The sequence below is a fragment of the Enterococcus sp. AZ109 genome (genome assembly GCF_051714625.1).
GTDB lineage: Bacteria > Bacillota > Bacilli > Lactobacillales > Enterococcaceae > Enterococcus_A.
This window is the reverse complement of record NZ_JBIOSF010000001.1, coordinates 24,168-44,334: the sequence shown is the minus strand read 5'-3', so window position 1 is coordinate 44,334 and position 20,167 is coordinate 24,168. Positions and strand designations below refer to the sequence as shown.

The following is a 20,167-nucleotide window of genomic DNA, read 5'->3' as shown; positions in this document are numbered from 1 at the left end:
TCCTAAAACTCGATTGCAAGACGTGCTTTTGCAATATTGCTTCTGTCAAAAGTGATGTCTTTGGTGCGCGTCTTGATTTTAACTGTTAATGTTAACTGTTCTTTGGTTAAATCTTTCAAGTGACCTTCATATTGTTTCTGCCCATCCACATTTTGGTAAAGAGCGACATGAATAAATTGTCCTAAAGCATTTTGATAGTCTGCCTCTTTTTTCAATGGACGTTCTGCTCCTGGTGAGGATACTTCAAGAAAGTATGCTTGAGGAATCGGGTCAGGATCAATTTCATCCAGCTTTTCACTCAATTTTTCACTGACAAAAGCACATTCTTCAATATCAATGCCACCTTCTTTATCAATGAACACTCTCAAAAACCAATTTTTTCCTTCTTTTACAAATTCCACCTCTACCAATTCAAAATGTTGCTCATCTAAGATTGGCGTTACTAAATCAGTGATGGTTTCGACTACGCTGCTCAAGCTGTCAGCCTCCTTCTTGCTTTCAATCCATTAAAAAGAGTGAGCGAAAATTCCGCTCACTCACCTTCAGTGTCTGATTACATTGTAATAATACCACAGATGGAATGAAAATTCAACCAACCTATTTTCATACGAACGGGTTAGATTCAGCTTTGCACCACACTTATAAAATTCTTTACATGTCGAACAATGAAAGCTGGTTTTCATCTGGTAAATCTTTCAATACACCCTGAGCATCCATGTACTCAATCAATGTCTTAGAAACCTTCCCACGACTTGCTAAGTCTTCTTTAGATAAGAAGATCCCATTTTTGCGAGCCTCACATATTTGTTTAGCTACGTTCATACCTAGACCTGGCACAGCTCTAAACGGTGCAATCAACGTGTCCCCGTCAATCACAAAATCGGTGGCATCTGATTTGTATAGATCAATCATCCCAAAATTATATCCGCGTTCCAGCATCTCATTACATAATTCAAGAACGGTTAGCTGGTTTTTTTCTTTCGTCGAAGCGTCCATTCCCTTATCAGTGATTACTTTCATAGCCGCCTTAACTGCATCTTTGCCTTTAGCCATCGCCACCAAGTCGAAATCGTCAGCTCTGACAGAGAAATACGCACAATAGTAAAGAACAGGATAATAAACTTTGAAATAAGCCACCCGTAAAGCCATTAACACGTATGCCGCCGCATGGGCTTTCGGGAACATGTACTTAATCTTAGAACAAGAATCAATATACCATTCAGGTACATTGTTTTCTCGCATTGCGGTTAAGTAAGTTTCTCGCAGATCATCTGGAATCTTATTCCATAGACCTTTACGTACAGTCTCCATAATCTTAAAGGCCATACCACTGTCTAAGCCAGCATGCATCAGGTAAACCATGATATCATCCCGACAGCCGATAACATTCGCCAACGTTGCATCTCCCCGACGAATAAGCTCTTCCGCATTCCCTAACCACACATCGGTTCCGTGGGAGAGACCAGAAATTTGCAGCAGCTCAGCAAAGGTGGATGGATGAGTCTCTTCTAACATTCCACGTACGAAGCGGGTACCAAATTCGGGAATTCCTAGAGTTCCTGTCTTCGAATTGATTTGCTCTGGTTCCACACCAAGCACTTGCGGACCGGCGAAGATTTTCATCACTTCTGGATCATCTGTCGGAATTGTTTTCGGGTCAATGCCAGATAATTCCTGCAGCATCCGAATAACTGTCGGATCATCGTGTCCCAGAATATCAAGTTTTAATACATTGTCATGGATTGAGTGAAAATCAAAATGGGTTGTTTTCCATTCAGAATTTTGATCATCCGCTGGAAATTGAATGGGCGTAAAGTCGTAAACATCCATATAATCAGGGATAACAATAATCCCCCCAGGATGCTGACCAGTTGTCCGCTTAACCCCAGTAGCGCCTTTAGCTAAGCGATCTATTTCAGCTCCACGAAATTGCAGATTATGATCGCGTTCATAGCCCTTCACATAGCCGTAAGCTGTTTTATCTGCAACCGTACCGATCGTTCCTGCCCGGAAAACATACTCATCGCCAAACAATACTTTCGTATAGTCATGGGCTTTGGCTTGATAATCCCCTGAGAAGTTCAAGTCAATATCGGGTACTTTGTCCCCATGGAATCCTAAGAAGGTTTCAAATGGAATGTCGTGACCGTCTTTATGCAAACGGGCGCCACATTTTGGACAAGCTTTCTCCGGCATATCAAAGCCAGAACCATAAGAACCGTCTTCAAAAAACTCAGAATATTGACATTCGGGACAGTAATAATGTGGCGGCAGAGGATTAACCTCCGTGATCCCAGTCATAGTGGCCACAAAGCTGGACCCAACTGATCCCCGTGAACCAACCAGATAGCCATCTTCATTACTTTTGTGTACCAATTTTTGCGAAATCAGGTAAATAACTGAGAAGCCGTTGCCGATAATCGAATCCAGTTCTTTTTTCAAACGCTTCTCGATCACTTCAGGTAACGGATCACCATACAATTCTTTGGCACGATTGTAACTAAGCTGTTTGATTTCTTCCTCTGAACCCGGAATTTTCGGTGTATACAGTGCATCCTTCACTGGTATAACTTCTTCACAAGTATCCGCAATCAAATTCGTATTGTCGACTACAATCTCTTTCGCGACATCTTCTCCTAAGAAAGCAAAAGCCTGCAGCATTTCATCGGTCGTTCTAAAGTGCACATCTGGTAAGCTGTGACGGTTTAAAGGGTTGGCACCTCCCATTGAACTAACCAAAATCTTGCGGTAAATCGCATCTTCTTTGTTCAAGTAATGGACATCACCAGTTGCAACGACTGGTTTATCCAACTGCTTACCGATTTCAACCAAGTTGCGAATAATGTCTTCTAAATCGGACTCATTTTTCACTAACTCTTGTTCAAGTAAAGGCGCATAGACAGCTTTAGGCATAACTTCAATATAATCATAAAAGGCCGCCCGATTTTTTGCTTCCTCGACCCCTTTTTGCATCATGGCTTCAAAGATTTCACCCTGGGCACAAGCTGAACCAACTAAAATATTCTGACGCAGCTTTTTCAGCTGAGAACGGGGGATTCGCGGCACGCGTTCATAGTATTCCACGTTGGACATAGAAATCAGTTTGAATAAGTCTTTTAATCCATCCTGATTTTTAGCTAACAGTGTCGCATGAAACGGTCGCGCCCGCTTGTAAGAATCACCTTCACCTACATGATCGTTCAATTGATCATGATAGAACATCTGGTGTTTTTCCATCGCTTCTTTTACAAAAATCCAAGCCAAATGACCCGTCGCTTCTGCATCATAAACTGCCCGGTGATGCTGTTCTAAGTTCACACCGAATTTTTTCGTCAACACGCCTAAACCGAACCGTTTAAAATCAGGATATAAATACCGTGCTAATTCCAAGGTATCAATTACTGGATTAGCCGTTTCGGCAATCCCATGACGGACATAGCTAGTGTTCAAAAAGCCAATATCAAAAGCTGCATTGTGGGCGACTAAAATAGTCCCTTCGCTGAATGCTTCAAATAGTTCCAGTACTTCTTTTTCAGATTTTGAGCCTCGAACCATTTCGTCCGTAATCCCAGTCAAGTTAATGGTCGTTTCTGACAACGGATGCCCTGGATCAATAAACTGTTCAAAGGTATCGATCACATTCCCCTTGTGCATCTTCACTGCAGCCAGCTCGATGATCGTATCGTAAACAGCTGACAATCCGGTGGTTTCCACGTCAAATACCACATAGGTAGCGTCAGTTAACTCAATGTGCTGATCGTTATAGGCAACCAAGACACCATCATCAACAACATTCGCTTCCACACCGTAGAGAATTTTAACGCCCGCTTTTTTGCCGGCAGCATGAGCATCTGGAAAGGCCTGGGCCCCAGCGTGGTCGGTAATCGCAATGGCTTTATGCCCCCACTTGCCAGCTTGAGCAACCAAATCACCAATATGGTTAGTGGCATCCATGGTACTCATGTTGGAGTGTAAATGCAGCTCCACCCGCTTTTCCTTGCCGTAATCCTTGCGATCCGGATGCTTCACTTCTTGAATATCTTGGGCATTCATGACTAAATCGCGCATGAAGGTGTCTTCTTGGATACTTCCACGTACCCGAATCCAGCTCTTTTCTGCGATGGCATCAAAAATCTGCTCATCTTTTTCACCATTTGAAAATTTCTTCACGACAAAAGAAGAGGTGTAATCGGTCATCTTTAAGATCAAAATCTTACGTTTAGAACGTAATTCGCGCACTTCCTTGGAAAAAATAAATCCTTCAATTGTGATCCGACGCTCTTCTTCAAGAATATTTCCCATAGGCATTATAGCTTCATCTGCTGGAATGTTACGCCCCATTTGTATTGGGCCATCAAAGGCTGCTTCAGATTTCTCTTTTTTCTTGGCTTCATGTTGGGCCATTGTTTCAGCCGCTTTTTCTTGGAAGGCGGCATTTTGTTCTTGTTTTCGCTCTTCAAACAGCTGCAATACCCGTTCCTGCTGCTCCTCGTCCACTTCTGGATCGATACGCAGTTTAGGAAAGCCATACGAGACCAAGTTATCTTCGATTAATGGCAAATATTGCTGTTTTAGATACGGAATGACCGTTTGATTATCAATCAATAGAACGATCCGTTTATCCTGCACAACTGGCAATGGTTTGCTTAAGACTTGTTTAACTAAAGGTGTATCACAATCTTGCTCACTAAGGGCTAGGCGCCAATAATGCTGTAGCAATTCTTCATCAAACTGTGTATCCTCTGCTTCGATATGTAATTTGATTTGCGCAATGGATTGGAAAGCTAAAAGTAATTTTTGGTGAAAGCCATAATAGAGCTTGGCTGGCAAAATTTGCGGCGTTTGGATAAAGAATTCCCAAATCCGTGATTTCTCATGGACCACGACTTGCTTAATTTCAGCCGCTTGAATCAGTGGATGCTGCTGGTCCTCATCACTCAGCTCAATTTGACGCAATAGATTTTCGAATAATTCCCGATTTTGAGACAAAAGAACATCTCCTTCACTTTTTTTCAAGTACTAACTAGTATAACTGTTTTTTTTGGCGATTGCATTAAAATAATCCCATTATTCAATGACCACTCAGTAAGCAATCCCTCGCCAAAATACCTCTTTTTCTTTTTCCAACAAGAATTTTCCTAAAGTAGAAAATTTTCGCAAATAAAAAACCCGCCGAAGCGAGTTTACTGTTTGTTAAAAGAAAAATCTCGATATATCGTTCCAAGTCACCAGGATCATCAACACCATAATGAAGACAAAACCCGCCATAGTAATTAGCCCTTCTTTTTCCGGGTCCATCGGTTTCCCTCTCAACGCTTCAATGATGTTTAATAAAATTTTCCCGCCATCAAAAGCCGGAATTGGCAAAAGGTTCACGATTCCCAAGTTGACTGATAAAAAGGCCATTAAGTAGATCACTGTACGAATCCCTTGACTAGCTGCTTGTGAAGACATCTGGTACATCATCACCGGTCCGCCCAGTTTATTCAAACTGAAGCCAGTAACCAAAGAACCCAAAGCTTTAAAGATTTCTTTTACCAAATTCCAGGTTTGACTAAAGCCGCCCGCTACCATATCTACAATGCCGGTTTTCATATGTGGGCCGACACCAATCCTGCCGATTTTTTGACCAGCATTTTCTGTAGTCTCCGGCGTTAAACTGATTGTTCTTTCGTTGCCGTCTTCAGCGACCACCATCGTTACTTCTTTACCAGGGTTTGCTTGAATTTCTGCTGTCAGATCATTCCAATCAGAAATCTCTTTATCATTAATTGCTAGAATGCGCGAGTTATCCTCAATACCTGCTTCTGCAGCAGGACTTCCCGGCTGCACAGTACCAATCTGGTTGGTATTTGGCACAGATATGCCGCCTTGCATGAAAGCTAAAGCAATAAATAAAATAATCGTCAAAATAAAGTTGTTCATAGGACCGGCAAAATTGGTCAACATCCGAGCGCCAATCGTAGCAGACTGAAATTGGACATCCCGAGGAGCGATTCGTACCTCTGTACCATTTTCTTCGATGACTGTCGCATCATGATTCACAGTATAGATAACTTCTTGACTCTCGTCGCCATTTTCATAGCCTCTGATCGTCAGGTCATCTACCAAATCAGCTGCAATCAGCTCCAAAGGAATACTGTTAGGCAACTGAACTTTTTTACTAACATTAATCCGCTGAACATTTCCCTGACCGTCTAATTCTAATGACATCGGCATTCCAGGGCTTAATTCGGTTTCTTCATCTTCCAAACCAGCCATCCTTACATAACCGCCAATTGGTAGTAGACGTAATGTATAAGTAGTGCCATCTTTCCCCATATGAGCATAAATTTTAGGACCCATTCCGATGGCGAATTCTCTAACTAAAATACCGGCACGTTTGGCAAAAAAGAAATGACCAAATTCATGCACGATAACTAATACTCCAAACACAATTAAAAATGTAACTATTGTACGCATAAGCTTACCTGCCTTTAGCTTTTTCTTAGAGATAGTTTAGCATAACCTAATGAAAAAAAGCTCTTAAACCGAGCTTTTTAAAAAACACCTAATAAATGCATCATGGGAAAAACAAAAAGCATACTATCAAAGCGATCCAAGATTCCACCATGTCCTGGTAAAATATTCCCAGAGTCCTTCACATCGAAATGGCGTTTAATCGCAGATTCAACCAAATCGCCAAATTGTCCCACCACTGAAAAAACAATGGTAAACAACAGCATCGTCACCAAGTTATGTTGTGTCAAATTAGGCTGGATAAGCAAGAAAACCAGTGCCACTACAACGGCACTCGCAATTCCCCCTAGAGCCCCTTCAATTGTCTTATTCGGTGAGATTTCTGGCCACAATTTGCGTTTTCCGACCTTTCGCCCCACCATGTAAGCACCAATATCCGTCGCCCAGACAACAAAGAAAGCAAAAATAATCATCGCAATTCCTTCAGAGCGAGCAACCACTAGATTCTGAAAGCCGACACCAACATATAAACTAGCAACCACTGGAAAACCAGCCTCGTCAATTGTATAGGTGTTTTTGGATACCACAGAAAAACCTAAAATGATCATTACCGTCAAATAGAATAATAAAAAATTGCCTGATGCTTCACTTAAGAAAGGAAACCATCGTTCGGCAGGTAAGACCAAGAATACAGCCCCTAAAATAGATAGGACTCCTTCAAAACTTAAAATAGCTAGACCTTTCATTCGGAACAGCTCATATACACCTACGCCAGCTAAAGCTGCTGCCGCTAATTCGATCGCTATACCACCTACGTATAAGATTGGCAAAAAAATGGCTAATGCCACAACGGCCGTAATCACTCGTTGTCTCATTTAGTGTCCTCCTTGTTTAATCCACCAAAGCGCCGGTTGCGACTTTGAAAAGAAGCAATGGCCGTTTCTAGATGGGCGCCATCAAAATCAGGCCACAGAGCTTTAGTAAAGAATAACTCACTATAGGCTAACTGCCATAGCAGAAAATTACTAATTCGCTCTTCCCCACTTGTACGAATCACCAATTCAGGATCTCGCAACTCTTCAGGTAAAAAACCAGTCATCAAATGACTAGAAATCGTTTCTTCATTGATCTCTTCTGGATCGAGCTGTTCACTCTTTACCTCACTGGCAATTGCTTGAACGGCACTCACAATTTCAGCACGACTGCCGTAGTTTAACGCAAAGTTTAATACTAAGCCATCATTAGAAGCAGTTTGTTCAATCGCTCGTTTTACTGCATCTTGTGTGTGATCTGGCAGATACTGTTCATACCCCATCACATTTACTTTTACATTTTCAGCAATTAATTCTGGCACAAAGGTGTCAAAAAAATCAACGGGCAATTGCATCAAAAACTTGACTTCCTCTTCTGGGCGTTTCCAATTTTCGGTCGAAAAAGCATAGAGAGTTAAGACTTGAATCCCCAGTTTATTGGCATATTTCGTGATTTTTTTTACCGTTTCCATACCTTCTTTATGTCCGGCAACCCGCGGCAAGCGTCTGTTTTGCGCCCAACGTCCATTACCATCCATAATAATTGCCACATGTTTAGGAATTGCACCTTCGGAATCAAAAGTCAATTGACTTTCTTCAGGTGTATATTTCTCTTTTTGTGGAAAAAAACGTAATACCATTATTTTTCCTCCTCAGTTAATCAGGATTGCTTTTTTATCCAACGATTTTTGCCTTGTTCATTCGCTCCAGCTATAGCTGGGCTGGCAACTCAACTGCCATTATAGCAATAATCCTACAAATTGCCTATGGATAACTGTAGGTATTTAGTTTTTTTCAAACATTTCAGTGGATACATTTTTCATTTTTTTAATAAATTAGTATACATCTTTTTAAGCGATCAACTCTTTTTAGGGAATTGCTTTTTCCTAGACCGTGAAAAATCAATTTTATTTTCGTGCGCATACCATTACACTAGACAGCTTGAACTATTTATTCGTGTATGACGATCCTATTCTCTTCTATCTAAATATACTGCGAAAAGTGGAACTGGCAGCTATCTCCTTTAGGGGAATTGCTTTTTCCTAGACCGTGAAAAATCAATTTTATTTTCGTGCGCATACCATTCCACTACACAGCTTGAACTATTTATTCGTGTATGACGATCCTATTCTCTTCTATCTAAATATACTGCGAAAAGTGGAACTGGCAAAAAAACAGCTGCCGTAAAAAACGGCAGCTGTCTAGTCTTTGATTTAACCTTCTAGTAATTCTTTTTCTTTTTCGCCAACAATTTTATCGATTTCTTTAATGCTATTATCTGTTAATTGTTGAATTTCTTTTTCTGTGTTGCGTAGATCGTCTTCTGTGATGTCACCATTTTTTTGTTGCTTCTTGTAATCGTCCATTGCATCACGACGCACATTCCGAACAACAACTTTTGCACTTTCGGCTTCTTTTCTAACTTCTTTAGCTAATTCTTTGCGGCGTTCTTCAGTCAATTGAGGAATCACTAAGCGAATAACATTTCCATCATTCGCAGGATTTAAGCCGATATCACTAGCTAAAATCGCTTTTTCAACATCACCAATTGTACTCTTATCAAAAGGTGTAATCATGAGTACCCGTGCTTCAGGTACCGTGATAGAAGCCAATTGATTTACAGGTGTTGGTGCACCGTAATAGTTTACTGTGATCCGATCCAACAGACTTGCATTCGCCCGTCCAGCACGAATTTGTCCTAATTGGCGCTGTAAAGCATCTTCAGCTTTTTTCATTTTTTGCTTTGCTTCGTTCATTACTGCATCTGCCATGTTATTTCCCCCTTACCGTTGTTCCGATATTTTCACCTAGAACAACCCGTTTAATATTTCCTGGTTCGTTTAAATTGAAGACAACAAGTGGAATATCATTGTCCATACTTAGTGAGCTTGCGGTTGAATCCATTACTTGCAATCCTTTAGAAATGACATCTAAGTGCGTCAATTCGTCAAATTTAATGGCATTTTGATCCAACTTAGGATCCGCAGAGTAAACACCATCAACATTGTTTTTCGCCATCAAAATGACATCCGCATTGATTTCAGCTGCTCGTAAAGCTGCAGTGGTATCAGTTGAGAAGTACGGATTCCCTGTTCCACCAGCAAAAATGACAATTCGACCTTTTTCTAAGTGACGCTCCGCCTTGCGACGAATATAAGGTTCTGCAATTTGGCGCATTTCAATGGATGTTTGGACACGAGTTGGCACATCAATGTTTTCTAACGCATCTTGTAAGGCTAAAGCATTCATTACCGTTGCCAGCATACCCATGTAATCAGCTTGCGCCCGCTCCATGCCCATTTGTGCCCCGATTTGTCCACGCCAGATGTTACCACCACCAACGATGATCGCCATTTCAATACCTAATTCATGCACTTCTTTGATTTCTTCAACAATGTCTTGAATAACTGGCGGATTAATACCGAATTTCTCTTCTCCGGCCAAAGCTTCTCCGCTGAGTTTTAGTACTACTCGTTTATATTTTGGTTCTGTCATTTCGATTCCTCCACTGTCACTATATAGACATTTTAGCATACTCTGATTCATATGAAGCCATTTTTATCTGATTTCGCTTAAAAAAAGGGAGCGCATCTGACATGCGTTCCCAACTGTTAGAAAACAGAATTATTTTTTCACTTGATTCATAACTTCTTCTACAAAGTTATCTTCACGTTTTTCGATACCTTCGCCAACTTCGAAACGTACGAATCCTTCAACAGTAGCACCTTTTGAAGAAACGTATTTTTCAACAGTCATATCAGGATCTTTAACAAATGGTTGGTCAACTAAAGCAATTTCAGCTTTGAATTTGTTTAGACGGCCTTCAACCATTTTAGCAACGATTTTTTCAGGTTTGCCTTCATTTAAAGCTTGTTCAGTTAAAACAGCTTTTTCATGTTCTAATTCTTCTTGAGGAATTTGAGACTCATTTACATAACGAGGGTTAATAGCTGCAACGTGCATAGCAACATCTTTAGCTACTTCTTCTTCAGTTGTGCCTTCTAATAGAGTCAATACAGCGATACGTCCGCCCATATGCAAGTATCCGCCAAAAGCAGCGTTATCGCCTTTTTCTAATACTTTGAAACGACGGAAGCTGATTTTTTCACCGATAACTTGTGTTGCTTCAACCAATTCTTCAGCAATTGTGCCTTTTGAAGTTTTGATTTCCATCGCAGCATCCATGTCAGCAGGTTTGTGTTCAGCCACTAAAGCAGCGATCTCTTTTACTAGGTTTTGGAACATTTCGTTTTTAGAAACGAAGTCAGTTTCTGAGTTAACTTCAACGATCGCTGCAGTATTGCCGTTGATTGCAACTGAAGCTAAACCTTCAGCAGCGATACGGTCATTTTTCTTAGCAGCCTTAGCCATACCTTTTTCACGTAAAAGATCAACAGCTTTTTCAATTTCGCCTTCTACTTCTACTAATGCTCTTTTCGCATCCATCATACCTACGCCAGTCATATCACGTAGTTCTTTTACTAATTTAGCTGTTACCTGTGCCATCTATTATGGGCCTCCTCTAATTTTTTAAAAAAGCTGCTTCAAAGGCTGATATTCTCTTTGAAGCAGCTTAAGCTACGAAATTATTCAGCTGATCCAGCAGAAGTGTTTCCACCTTCTACAACATCAACGATTTCTTCGATAGAAGTTGCTTGTCCGCTTTCTTCTGTTGCGAAGTCTTCTTCAGCTACTTGGTCTTCACCTTGATTTCCTTCGATAAATGCATCCGCCATTTTTGCAGTGATTAATTTCACGGCACGAATCGCATCGTCATTTGAAGGGATTACTACGTCGATTTCATCAGGATCGCAGTTTGTATCAACCATAGCAACGATTGGAATGTTTAATTTATGTGCTTCTTGAACAGCAATACGTTCTTTACGAGGGTCCACAATGTACATTACATCTGGAATTCTAGGCATATCAGCGATACCGCCTAAGAATTTTTCTAAACGTTCACGTTCTTTATTCAAACCAACAACTTCTTTTTTAGGAAGTACGTCAAATGTTCCGTCAGCTTCCATAGCGTTGATGTTTTTCAAACGAGCAATACGTTTTTGGATAGTATCCCAGTTAGTCAACGTTCCGCCTAACCAACGGTGGTTAACGTAGAATTGACCCGCACGAATTGCTTCTTCTTTAATTGCTTCTTGTGCTTGTTTTTTAGTACCTACGAACAATGCAACGCCGCCGTCTTCAGCAACATTTTTCATGTAATCGTAAGCAACATCTACCAATTTCACTGTTTTTTGCAAATCAATGATGTAGATACCGTTTCTTTCTGTGAAGATGTATTTCTTCATTTTTGGGTTCCAGCGACGCGTTTGGTGACCGAAATGTACGCCGGCTTCTAGTAATTGTTTCATAGACAATACTGACATGTTTGTTTCCTCCAATTTGGTTTTTTTGTTCCCTCTCCTAACCGTCAAACTCAGCAACAGACTTCCAATGAAGCACCCTGCAACTAATAAGATCAAGATGTGGATTTGTCTGTGGTCGCCCACACACAATTAGTAATTATACAGGAGGACACAAAAGAAATCAATCATTTTCCCCACTTTATCTAAGAAAAGAATCTGATTAATATTTATAGAATTCCCCTGTTAAAACTATCTGCTTCTGTTATAATTATTGCATAAAAATCGATTAGGAGAATTTTTATGCGTAAAAAAGATCGCCACGAACTAATTAAACAAATTATCGCTACTCATTCAATCAGCAATCAAAGTGAGTTGATGACTTATTTAGAAGAACAAGGCGTTACTGCTACACAAGCAACAATTTCTCGCGACATCCGCGATTTAAAAATTGTCAAAACGATTGACGAAGAAGGTATCCCGCGCTTTGAACTGTTCCACGAACCTAATCAGGCTTCTGATGATGAAGATGGAAAACGTTTGGTTCGTATGATCGAGGAAGTCATTGTGAAGGTGGAACGGGTCCAGTTTATGACTGTCATCCAGACACTCCCTGACAATGCAAATCTTTTAGCTGCTGTTTTAGACGACCTATCATTTCAATCAATCGTGGCAACTATGGCTAGCTTTGATACCATCATCATCATTTCAAGAAATGAAGACGATGCTCAGCAGGTAGAGGCCTACTTGAAAGATCCTCATTTTAATACGATTGCTTAACTTAGAAGAGGTTGTGACTGAAGTGTTCAGCTCCGAGAAATAAGCCGCATAATCCGAAAATAGCTTCTCATATTTTCGCGATTATGCGGCTTATTTCGTAAAAGAGCTACTTCGGTCACACCGATTATTCGGTTTTCAGAGGTTGTGACGTTTTATGTCACATCCTCTTTTTCATCGAACTTTTCTCTTTTTTATTTCTCGGGTACCACCAAGGTTCCTTCAATAATTTTTTGCTTTGCTTCATTCACTGCTTTTAGCGCATTTTCTGACAATTGCCCTTGAGTCAAGTCTACGCCATCTTCCTTAATTCCAAAAACCAAGTGATCACCACCAGGAAATTCTTGATTGTATTTTGCTTCAGCAATTTCCGAAACAGCTGCTCCGACGTTCTTAATAGTAGAAGTTAGTGTAAAATTGTCCATTTCTCCTTCAGATGTTTCATATTCCCCTTCGTTTTCTTGGTCACGATCGACACCAATTACCCAAACCTTTTCATTACCTGCTTGCTCATTGCGTGCCCGTGCCTCTTGGAAAACTCCGGAACCTGTGCTCCCTGCTGCTTGATAAATGATATCTGCACCTTCTTCATACATCGAAGAAGCATTCGCCTTGCCTAAGTCCGGTGCATCGTAAGAATTTGCATAGCGGCTATCTACAGTCACTTTTTTCCCAAGTACCTTGGCTCCATCTTTCACACCTTCTTCAAACCCAACTTCAAAGCGCTGAATCACAGGACCTTCCATCCCGCCAATGAAACCAACGCGTCCTGTTTTCGTGGTATATGCGGCTGCTATTCCTGCTAAATAAGCACTCTCTTGATCTTTAAAGGTAGCCGAAACAACATTATCCTGATCTTCAATCTCTCCATCCACTAAGGCAAAATCTAGATCTGGATTAGCAACAGCAGCTTCTTTGATTGCATCCGCTTGTAAATAGCTAAGGCTAATTATCGTATTGTAGTCATTATCAATCGCTTGTGTAACGTTCGTACTATTGTCTTTTGGGTCATTTGTTTCTATATAAATGTAGTTTTCCTGTTCTTTTAACTTTTTTTCTTTACCCCACGTTTCTAAACCTTCCCAACCGGCTTGATTGAACGACCGGTCATCTACTCCACCAAAGCCTAAAATAAGGGCAATTTTGGGTGATTTGTCACTTTCCGCTGTTTGTGCATCATTTTGACCACAGCTAGCTAACATGGTAAGTATTCCTAGCAAAAATCCTAATCGCAAAAATTTCATCCATTCATCCTTCTTTCCGTATGTGTCAAGACACGTAGAATCACTACTGATTATACCATAACAAAATATGTCTTGACACATCGCGATGAAATTTCCGTGAAAAGTTTCTCTTAACATTGTTTACACAAACATAACAATCTTTATTTTATCTTTTCACATCATTGGTCATACCTTTACAAAGCTTCGTTATACTTCAATCAGCAGGAAAATAGCAAAACAATTCATACATAAAAAGAGGAGCTGATAGGAATGCTAAAGCTAGAGAATATCTCAAAAAGTTACCAGCAAACAACTGTTTTAGAGGATGTTAGCTTAGAAATTGAAACAGGGGAGATTGTTTCGATCTTAGGACAGTCTGGATCTGGAAAGACCACTTTATTAAATATTATCTTAGGATTGGAAGAAGCTAGTGAAGGAACACTTTTCTTCAAAGGAAAAGACATCACCCACACCTCAATGGAGAAGCGGCCATTCAATATTGTTTTTCAAGATTATGCGCTGTTTCCTAATTTGACCGCTTACCAAAATTTAACTTACGGACTGAAAAACAACAAAACTTGCTCGACTAATGAAGAAGTCCAAGAATTGATTCACTTATTAAATCTTGAAGATCACTTGGACAAACCCATCCATCAATTATCTGGTGGACAAAAACAGCGGGTAGCTCTAGGTCGGACGCTCGTAATGAAACCCGAACTGTTGTTACTAGATGAACCGTTGAGTGCTCTAGATGGTGTCATCAAAGAATCGATTAAAGCGAAAATCCAAGAGATTGCTCAGAAGCTTTCGCTAACGATTATTATCGTAACCCATGATCCGGAAGAAGCACTAACTATGTCAGACAAGATTGTTGTCTTAGATAATGGAAAAATTGCGCAATGCAGTTCACCAGTTGAAATTATGACGCAAGCTTCTTGTCATTTTGTTCAAGAATTTATCATTAATCAGTTAGCGATTAAACAACAAAATATTCAACAAATTTTCCAACAAGCTATGAATCGAGTGGAAATATGAGAGACGCACTAACATTAAAGCGAGTAACTAGCTGGATGATTTTGATCTTTTTCGCCTTATTTCTGGCGCTGCCAATCGGCAAGGTTCTACTTACTGCTTTGACCGTTGAAAATGGCGGTTTTGCCAGCAACATCTTGCAGGTTTTGGATCAAAAATGGCAAATTTCCTTTCTCAACAGTTTAAAATTTTCGTTGATTGCTGCTAGTTGTTCTACCTTGCTTGGTTTCTTTCTAGCCTATGGAAATAATTTCACTAATGTTGGTCCACGCTTTTTAAAAGCGAACACTAGTATTCTCCAACTTCCTATGTTGCTACCCACCATTACCTATGGTTTTGTGTTGATTTACGCTTTTGGTAAGCAAGGACTTTGGACCCGAATAATGCAACATGAGTGGTTCAATATTTATGGCACCATAGGGATTTTGATAGGCTTTATCATTTATACTTTGCCGCCAATTTTTATTTTAATTAATAATTCCATGCATTATTTGGACAACCGCCTGTTTATTGTTTCTCGCTTAATGGGAGACACTTGGTGGCAGTCTTTGTACCGAACAATTATCAGCCCTCTTTATCGGGTGTTAGCGGTAGCTTTTTTACAAGGCTTTTTCATGTCATTCACTGATTTCGGAATTCCTAGTGCCGTGGGTGGACAAACACCGTTTATTACAACGTTGCTTTACGATGGGTTTATGGGAACTATACCTGATTTCCAATATGGTTCAGTCGTTGCTCTAACGATGCTGTTACCTTCGATCATCAGCATTTTAGTCCTAAATTATTTGCAGAAAAAAGTGGTGCGCTACGAAAAACCGCAAACTCTACTATTAAAGAAGAACCCTGTTCGCGACTGGGCATTTCGGTGCTTATTTATTTTGACTTCTTTCTTTATCGTAGCTGTCTTTTTAGTGTTGTTGGTGATTCCATTTTTGACCAATTGGCCGTTTAATCTACAACCGACACTACAAAACTTTACTACCTTCTTACAAGATGACAGCCTGATGGTAACCTTGAAAAACTCATTACTGATGGCTTTACTCACTGCCTTTGTTGGAACCATTTTTGCCTATTTTGCCGCCATCATGACTTCGCGGGAACGCAAAGTATACAAGGTAAATCAATTAATCGATAGTGTTTCTACTATTACCAACTCAATTCCAGGAATGGTTTTGGGTGTGGCTTACTTGCTGATATTTACCAGCACCGGATTGCATAATACATTGATGATTCTAGTTATTGTTACTGTGGTCCACTATTTCGCCACGCCATATCAAATGGCGAAAGAAGCGCTTCAAAAAATGAATTTAAACTGGGAAAATACTGCTAAGCTGATGGGGGATCGTTGGATTGTGACTGTTTGGCGCATCTTAATCCCCAACTCAAAAGTAACAATTGTAGACATGTTTGCTTATTATTTCTTCAACTCGATGGTTACCATCAGTGCTGTGGTTTTCTTAACCAGCGCCAACACCATGGTTATTACCGCCAAATTAAAAGAGCTTCAGCATTTTGGCCGGTTTAACGATATATTTATGCTTTCTTTATTTTTACTGCTGATCAATTTGATTATGCAGTTGATTACCCACTTAATTAAAAGGAGATTATCAAATGAAAAAGAAAAAAATGTTCGCACTACTTGGTTGCACAGCCTTAACCCTATTATTAGGCGCTTGCAGCAGCGGTAGTGCCACTGACGAAAAAGTAATTATCTACACCAATGCTGATGAGGAACCGGTAGAAGTTATTGAAAATGTTTTAGACGAAAATGGCTTTGAAGGCAAATATACCCTGCAATCTTTTGGAACCTCTGAGCTTGGCGGGAAATTACTAGCCGAAGGAACGAATATTGAAGCTGATCTAGTGACCATGAGTACCTTCTACTTATCTAGTGCGCAAAACAAGGAACCGATGTTTAAAGAGCTGGAATTGACAGTTGATCCATTATCAGAAATACCTGCTTACGCTGCGCCATTCACCGTTCAAGAAGGAACTATTTTCTACAATACCGACATGATGAAAGAATTAGATTTACCAATACCTGAAAGCTTGAAAGATTTAGCAGACCCACAATACGAAGGCGTATTATCAATTTCTGATATTAAACAATCCTCTACTGGCTGGTTATTATTCCAAGCTTTAATCGATAACTACGGTGAAGATGAAGCAAAAACTATCTTAACAGGTATCTACAAGAATACTGGCGACCACTTAGAAAGTTCTGGTTCAGGTCCGATTAAGAAAGTTCGCTTAGGCGAAGTAGCTCTTGGTTTTGGCTTGCGACACCAAGCAGTTAAGGACAAGAATGAAGGTCTGCCTATTGAATTTATTGAACCTACGGAAGGTACTTACACCTTAACTGAATCATTAGCGGTCATTGACAAAGGTGACGATACAAATCCCGAAGCAGAAGAAATGTTAAATACGATTATGGAAAATGGTCGTCAAGATCTTTTAGCTATCTATCCTAGTCCAATTTATGATGGCGAAGAAGCAGACAGCGTTCAAGTTGCCCAGAACCAAAAGATTTACCCTGAAGAATTAACAGCAGAACTATTAGAACAACACCAAAAATTGGTAGATTGAGAGGCGTAACATGAGATACAAACTATTAACTCCGGGTCCGTTGACCACCACGACGACGGTAAAAAAAGCAATGATGGTTGATCAATGCACTTGGGATCAAGATTATAAAGAAATCACTCAAGAAATCCGTCAAAGACTGCTTGCCTTGGCGGAAGTATCCGAGGAAGACTACACCACTGTATTAATGCAAGGCAGCGGTTCCTTTGGAGTCGAGTCTGTTTTAAGCTCCATGATTACCCCAGAGGATCACCTGCTGGTTTGTGCCAACGGCGCTTATGGTAAGCGGATGGTGGCAATGTGTCAACGTTATCAGCTAAAGCATACAGTTTATGAGGTTCCTGAAAATGAAATTCCTAAAGCGGCTATCATACAACAGCTATTAAACGACCATCCCACGATTTCAGCGATTGCCATGGTTCACAGCGAAACAACCTCTGGTATCTTAAATGACTTGACGGAAATTTCTGCAGTAGCTAAGGCTAACAACCTGTTGTTTATCGTTGATGCGATGTCCAGTTTTGGTGGTATTCCCATGAACGTTGCGGAATTGAACATTGATTTCTTAGTTTCAAGCTCCAACAAATGTATTCAAGGTGTGCCCGGCTTCTCCTTTATTATTGCCAAGCGGAATGAGTTGGAAAAACGAAAAGGTCATGCCCGCACTTTGTCTTTAGACTTGTATGATCAGTACCAAGTAATGGAAAAAGACGGCAAGTGGCGTTTCACCTCACCGACTCATACCGTTTTAGCCTTCTTGCAAGCCTTAAAAGAACTAGAACTAGAAGGCGGAGTCGAGCAGCGATACTTGCGCTACTTAACCAATAACCATCTTTTACGTCAAAAAATGGAAGAATTAGGTTACGAAACCTTTATCGAAAAAAATCAAGGGCCTTTCATCACTTCATTTTTATACCCGCAAGATCGAGCCTTCAGCTTCAATAATTTTTACTATCATTTGAAACATAATGGTTTTGTCATTTATCCGGGGAAAATCACCGATCGCGACTGCTTCCGTATCGGGAATATCGGTGAGATTTATCCAGAAGATATTCAGCGCTTGGCAGAAATCATTGAGAAATATTCGGAGGTAGCATATGTCGGTTAATACAATTATTTTTGACTGGGCTGGAACAACCGTTGACTACGGTTGTATGGCTCCGGTCATGGCCTTTAAAAATGCCTTTTTAGAAAAAGGTATCGAACTAACTTTTGATGAAATTCGCGGACCCATGGGGCGCTTAAAGCGCGATCATATCGCAATTTTATTAGAACTTCCTTCTGTTCAAGAACAATGGCTGGCAGCATTTGGCCAATCCACACAAGAAAGTGATATTGACGCTATTTATGAACGCTTTGAAGCTTTATTGTTCGAAAACCTGGCAGAAAATTCTAAATTGAAGCCAGAAACAGCCGAAGTTGTTTCACAACTTCAGGCTAAAGGAATTAAAATCGGTTCAACCACCGGCTACACCAGTGAAATGATGGAAGTTGTTACTGCCGTGGCTAAAGATGCCGGTTATGCACCAGACTTTTATGTTACACCTGACGCAGTTGGCAACATGGGCCGTCCCTATCCCTATATGATTTATCAAAACATGAAACACTTCAAAAACATGGCGGTTTCTGAAGTTGTCAAGGTAGGCGATACCGTTTCTGACATCCTAGAGGGCAAAAATGCTGGGGTTTTCACGATCGCCGTTATTGAAGGTAGTTCCGAGGTAGGCTTGTCTTTAGAAGAATACAACGCTTTGCCTACAGCCGACAAAGACCATCTGATCCAAAAAGTTACCCATCGCTTTTACGAAGCTGGTGCAGATCTATGTATTTTAAATTTAACTGAGCTGTTGGACTATTTTGTTCACGGCAAGGAGTTAGCAAAATCTACCGACGAACTGGCACCAGCCAACGCATAAAAAAGACCCGAACTTCTAGTCGAAAAGAAGTTCGGGTCTTTCGTTTATTTCAATATCTTTTTCATCATATCCAGCAGGGTTTTCACATCTTCTGGTTTCGTGTCACCCGTTTCTTTGTCGATAATTGAGCTATATACATGAGGAATGATTTTTTTCACGCCGGCATCCACCGCAATTTGTACGATCTCTTCAAAGTTAGTTAAATCAATACCGCCGGTTGGTTCTAAGTAGAAGTCATTTTCTGCACATGCTTTGGCAACTGCTTGATATTCTTCTTTATGAGCCAATCCTTTCATTGGGAAGTATTTGATTGAGCTGCCGCCCATATCTTTCAGCAATTGAATCGCTGTTTCAATCGGTACTTCACCGCTTGGTGCTTGAGAACTCAAAGGACCGGTAGCAATGTTCACGTAGCCAACCTTACCAGTTGGTGAAACTAATCCATTAATGACCGTATCATTTTGACCTAGCAATGCCCGAGAAGTTCCTACTCCAGTGAATACTTGGTTCACATGCTGCGGTTGCAATTTAGCTGAGATACGAGAGACCATTTGACTTTGATTTGGATCACCAGCACCCAAGCCAACCGATAAAGCATTATCAGTTGCTACTTGATATTTTTGCATGTCTTCAATTGCTGCTTCATCGCTGTCATAATTTTTTGACAGCACACCTAATACTACATGTCCTTCGGCAGCTTCATAACAGTCTTTTGCGTTTTCAACTGAATTTGCCAGGACATTCAAACAAATACGATCTTCTAAATAATTGGGAGTTAATGACAT

At 40.4% G+C, this 20,167-nt stretch carries 17 protein-coding genes; 6 read left to right on the top strand and 11 right to left on the bottom strand.

The features are described from left to right. Positions 1–2: 2 nt before the first annotated feature. The 9 genes from rimP to rpsB form a co-directional block, all read right to left on the bottom strand. Positions 3–476, bottom strand: coding sequence for a ribosome maturation factor RimP (rimP, locus tag IGI42_RS00215; protein WP_438713518.1), 474 nt, complete (start codon positions 474–476; stop codon positions 3–5). A 175-nt stretch (positions 477–651) separates the two neighbouring features. Further along, positions 652–4,989 carry a PolC-type DNA polymerase III gene (locus IGI42_RS00210; RefSeq protein ID WP_438713517.1) on the bottom strand — a complete coding sequence of 1,446 codons (4,338 nt, stop codon included), beginning with the start codon at positions 4,987–4,989 and terminating at the stop codon, positions 652–654. Between the two features lie 204 nt (positions 4,990–5,193). Continuing rightward, positions 5,194–6,462: an RIP metalloprotease RseP gene (gene rseP, locus IGI42_RS00205; RefSeq protein WP_438713516.1), complete on the bottom strand. Its 1,269-nt coding sequence runs from the start codon at positions 6,460–6,462 to the stop codon at positions 5,194–5,196. A 77-nt stretch (positions 6,463–6,539) separates the two neighbouring features. Continuing rightward, complete coding sequence (locus tag IGI42_RS00200; protein ID WP_438713515.1) at positions 6,540–7,334, bottom strand: phosphatidate cytidylyltransferase; 795 nt, start codon at positions 7,332–7,334, stop codon at positions 6,540–6,542. After that, positions 7,331–8,131, bottom strand: a complete 801-nt coding sequence (locus IGI42_RS00195; protein WP_438713514.1) for an isoprenyl transferase — start codon at positions 8,129–8,131, stop codon at positions 7,331–7,333. The genes IGI42_RS00200 and IGI42_RS00195 overlap by 4 nt, the downstream gene beginning before the upstream one ends. Before the next feature lie 573 nt (positions 8,132–8,704). After that, entirely contained in the window at positions 8,705–9,262 is a 558-nt protein-coding gene (frr, locus tag IGI42_RS00190; protein ID WP_438713513.1) for a ribosome recycling factor, read from the bottom strand. Between the two features lies 1 nt (position 9,263). Beyond that, positions 9,264–9,986: a UMP kinase gene (gene pyrH, locus IGI42_RS00185; RefSeq protein ID WP_438713512.1), complete on the bottom strand. Its 723-nt coding sequence runs from the start codon at positions 9,984–9,986 to the stop codon at positions 9,264–9,266. Between the two features lie 129 nt (positions 9,987–10,115). Next, on the bottom strand, positions 10,116–10,997 hold the full coding sequence (gene tsf, locus IGI42_RS00180) for a translation elongation factor Ts (protein ID WP_438713511.1): 882 nt from the start codon (positions 10,995–10,997) through the stop codon (positions 10,116–10,118). An 80-nt stretch (positions 10,998–11,077) separates the two neighbouring features. After that, entirely contained in the window at positions 11,078–11,875 is a 798-nt protein-coding gene (rpsB, locus tag IGI42_RS00175; protein ID WP_438713510.1) for a 30S ribosomal protein S2, read from the bottom strand. A gap of 279 nt (positions 11,876–12,154) precedes the next feature. Here rpsB and IGI42_RS00170 point away from each other — a divergent pair, with 279 nt between their 5' ends. Further along, positions 12,155–12,631, top strand: a complete 477-nt coding sequence (locus IGI42_RS00170; protein ID WP_438713509.1) for an arginine repressor — start codon at positions 12,155–12,157, stop codon at positions 12,629–12,631. Between the two features lie 191 nt (positions 12,632–12,822). Here the strand turns inward: IGI42_RS00170 and IGI42_RS00165 are convergent, their stop codons facing one another. Next, positions 12,823–13,872: a BMP family lipoprotein gene (locus IGI42_RS00165; RefSeq protein ID WP_438713508.1), complete on the bottom strand. Its 1,050-nt coding sequence runs from the start codon at positions 13,870–13,872 to the stop codon at positions 12,823–12,825. A gap of 249 nt (positions 13,873–14,121) precedes the next feature. Here IGI42_RS00165 and IGI42_RS00160 point away from each other — a divergent pair, with 249 nt between their 5' ends. The 5 genes from IGI42_RS00160 to phnX are packed head-to-tail and all read left to right on the top strand — an operon-like array spanning position 14,122 to position 19,382. Next, on the top strand, positions 14,122–14,886 hold the full coding sequence (locus tag IGI42_RS00160; protein WP_438713507.1) for an ABC transporter ATP-binding protein: 765 nt from the start codon (positions 14,122–14,124) through the stop codon (positions 14,884–14,886). After that, positions 14,883–16,571 (top strand): ABC transporter permease subunit, encoded by a 1,689-nt coding sequence (locus IGI42_RS00155; protein ID WP_438713506.1) that lies wholly within the window; start codon positions 14,883–14,885, stop codon positions 16,569–16,571. Before IGI42_RS00160 ends, IGI42_RS00155 begins: the two co-directional genes overlap by 4 nt. Beyond that, complete coding sequence (locus IGI42_RS00150) at positions 16,495–17,469, top strand: ABC transporter substrate-binding protein (RefSeq protein WP_438713505.1); 975 nt, start codon at positions 16,495–16,497, stop codon at positions 17,467–17,469. The genes IGI42_RS00155 and IGI42_RS00150 overlap by 77 nt, the downstream gene beginning before the upstream one ends. A gap of 10 nt (positions 17,470–17,479) precedes the next feature. Continuing rightward, positions 17,480–18,574 carry a 2-aminoethylphosphonate--pyruvate transaminase gene (gene phnW / locus IGI42_RS00145; protein WP_438713504.1) on the top strand — a complete coding sequence of 365 codons (1,095 nt, stop codon included), beginning with the start codon at positions 17,480–17,482 and terminating at the stop codon, positions 18,572–18,574. Continuing rightward, positions 18,564–19,382, top strand: a complete 819-nt coding sequence (gene phnX, locus IGI42_RS00140; RefSeq protein WP_438713503.1) for a phosphonoacetaldehyde hydrolase — start codon at positions 18,564–18,566, stop codon at positions 19,380–19,382. The genes phnW and phnX overlap by 11 nt, the downstream gene beginning before the upstream one ends. Before the next feature lie 44 nt (positions 19,383–19,426). Here phnX and dagF read toward each other — a convergent pair whose 3' ends face one another. After that, entirely contained in the window at positions 19,427–20,167 is a 741-nt protein-coding gene (gene dagF, locus IGI42_RS00135) for a 2-dehydro-3-deoxy-phosphogluconate aldolase (protein ID WP_438713502.1), read from the bottom strand.

Bases quoted from the DNA above. Each gene is read 5' to 3' on its own strand.
- IGI42_RS00155 (WP_438713506.1), top strand. From the start codon at position 14,883: ATGAGAGACGCACTAACATTAAAGCGAGTAACTAGCTGGATGATTTTG.
- phnW (WP_438713504.1), top strand. From the start codon at position 17,480: ATGAGATACAAACTATTAACTCCGGGTCCGTTGACCACCACGACGACG.
- IGI42_RS00200 (WP_438713515.1), bottom strand. From the start codon at position 7,334: ATGAGACAACGAGTGATTACGGCCGTTGTGGCATTAGCCATTTTTTTG.
- dagF (WP_438713502.1), bottom strand. From the start codon at position 20,167: ATGTCATTAACTCCCAATTATTTAGAAGATCGTATTTGTTTGAATGTC.
- IGI42_RS00170 (WP_438713509.1), top strand. From the start codon at position 12,155: ATGCGTAAAAAAGATCGCCACGAACTAATTAAACAAATTATCGCTACT.
- IGI42_RS00165 (WP_438713508.1), bottom strand. From the start codon at position 13,872: ATGAAATTTTTGCGATTAGGATTTTTGCTAGGAATACTTACCATGTTA.
- phnX (WP_438713503.1), top strand. From the start codon at position 18,564: ATGTCGGTTAATACAATTATTTTTGACTGGGCTGGAACAACCGTTGAC.
- pyrH (WP_438713512.1), bottom strand. From the start codon at position 9,986: ATGACAGAACCAAAATATAAACGAGTAGTACTAAAACTCAGCGGAGAA.
- rseP (WP_438713516.1), bottom strand. From the start codon at position 6,462: ATGCGTACAATAGTTACATTTTTAATTGTGTTTGGAGTATTAGTTATC.
- IGI42_RS00195 (WP_438713514.1), bottom strand. From the start codon at position 8,131: ATGGTATTACGTTTTTTTCCACAAAAAGAGAAATATACACCTGAAGAA.
- rpsB (WP_438713510.1), bottom strand. From the start codon at position 11,875: ATGTCAGTATTGTCTATGAAACAATTACTAGAAGCCGGCGTACATTTC.
- IGI42_RS00150 (WP_438713505.1), top strand. From the start codon at position 16,495: ATGAAAAAGAAAAAAATGTTCGCACTACTTGGTTGCACAGCCTTAACC.
- tsf (WP_438713511.1), bottom strand. From the start codon at position 10,997: ATGGCACAGGTAACAGCTAAATTAGTAAAAGAACTACGTGATATGACT.
- frr (WP_438713513.1), bottom strand. From the start codon at position 9,262: ATGGCAGATGCAGTAATGAACGAAGCAAAGCAAAAAATGAAAAAAGCT.
- IGI42_RS00160 (WP_438713507.1), top strand. From the start codon at position 14,122: ATGCTAAAGCTAGAGAATATCTCAAAAAGTTACCAGCAAACAACTGTT.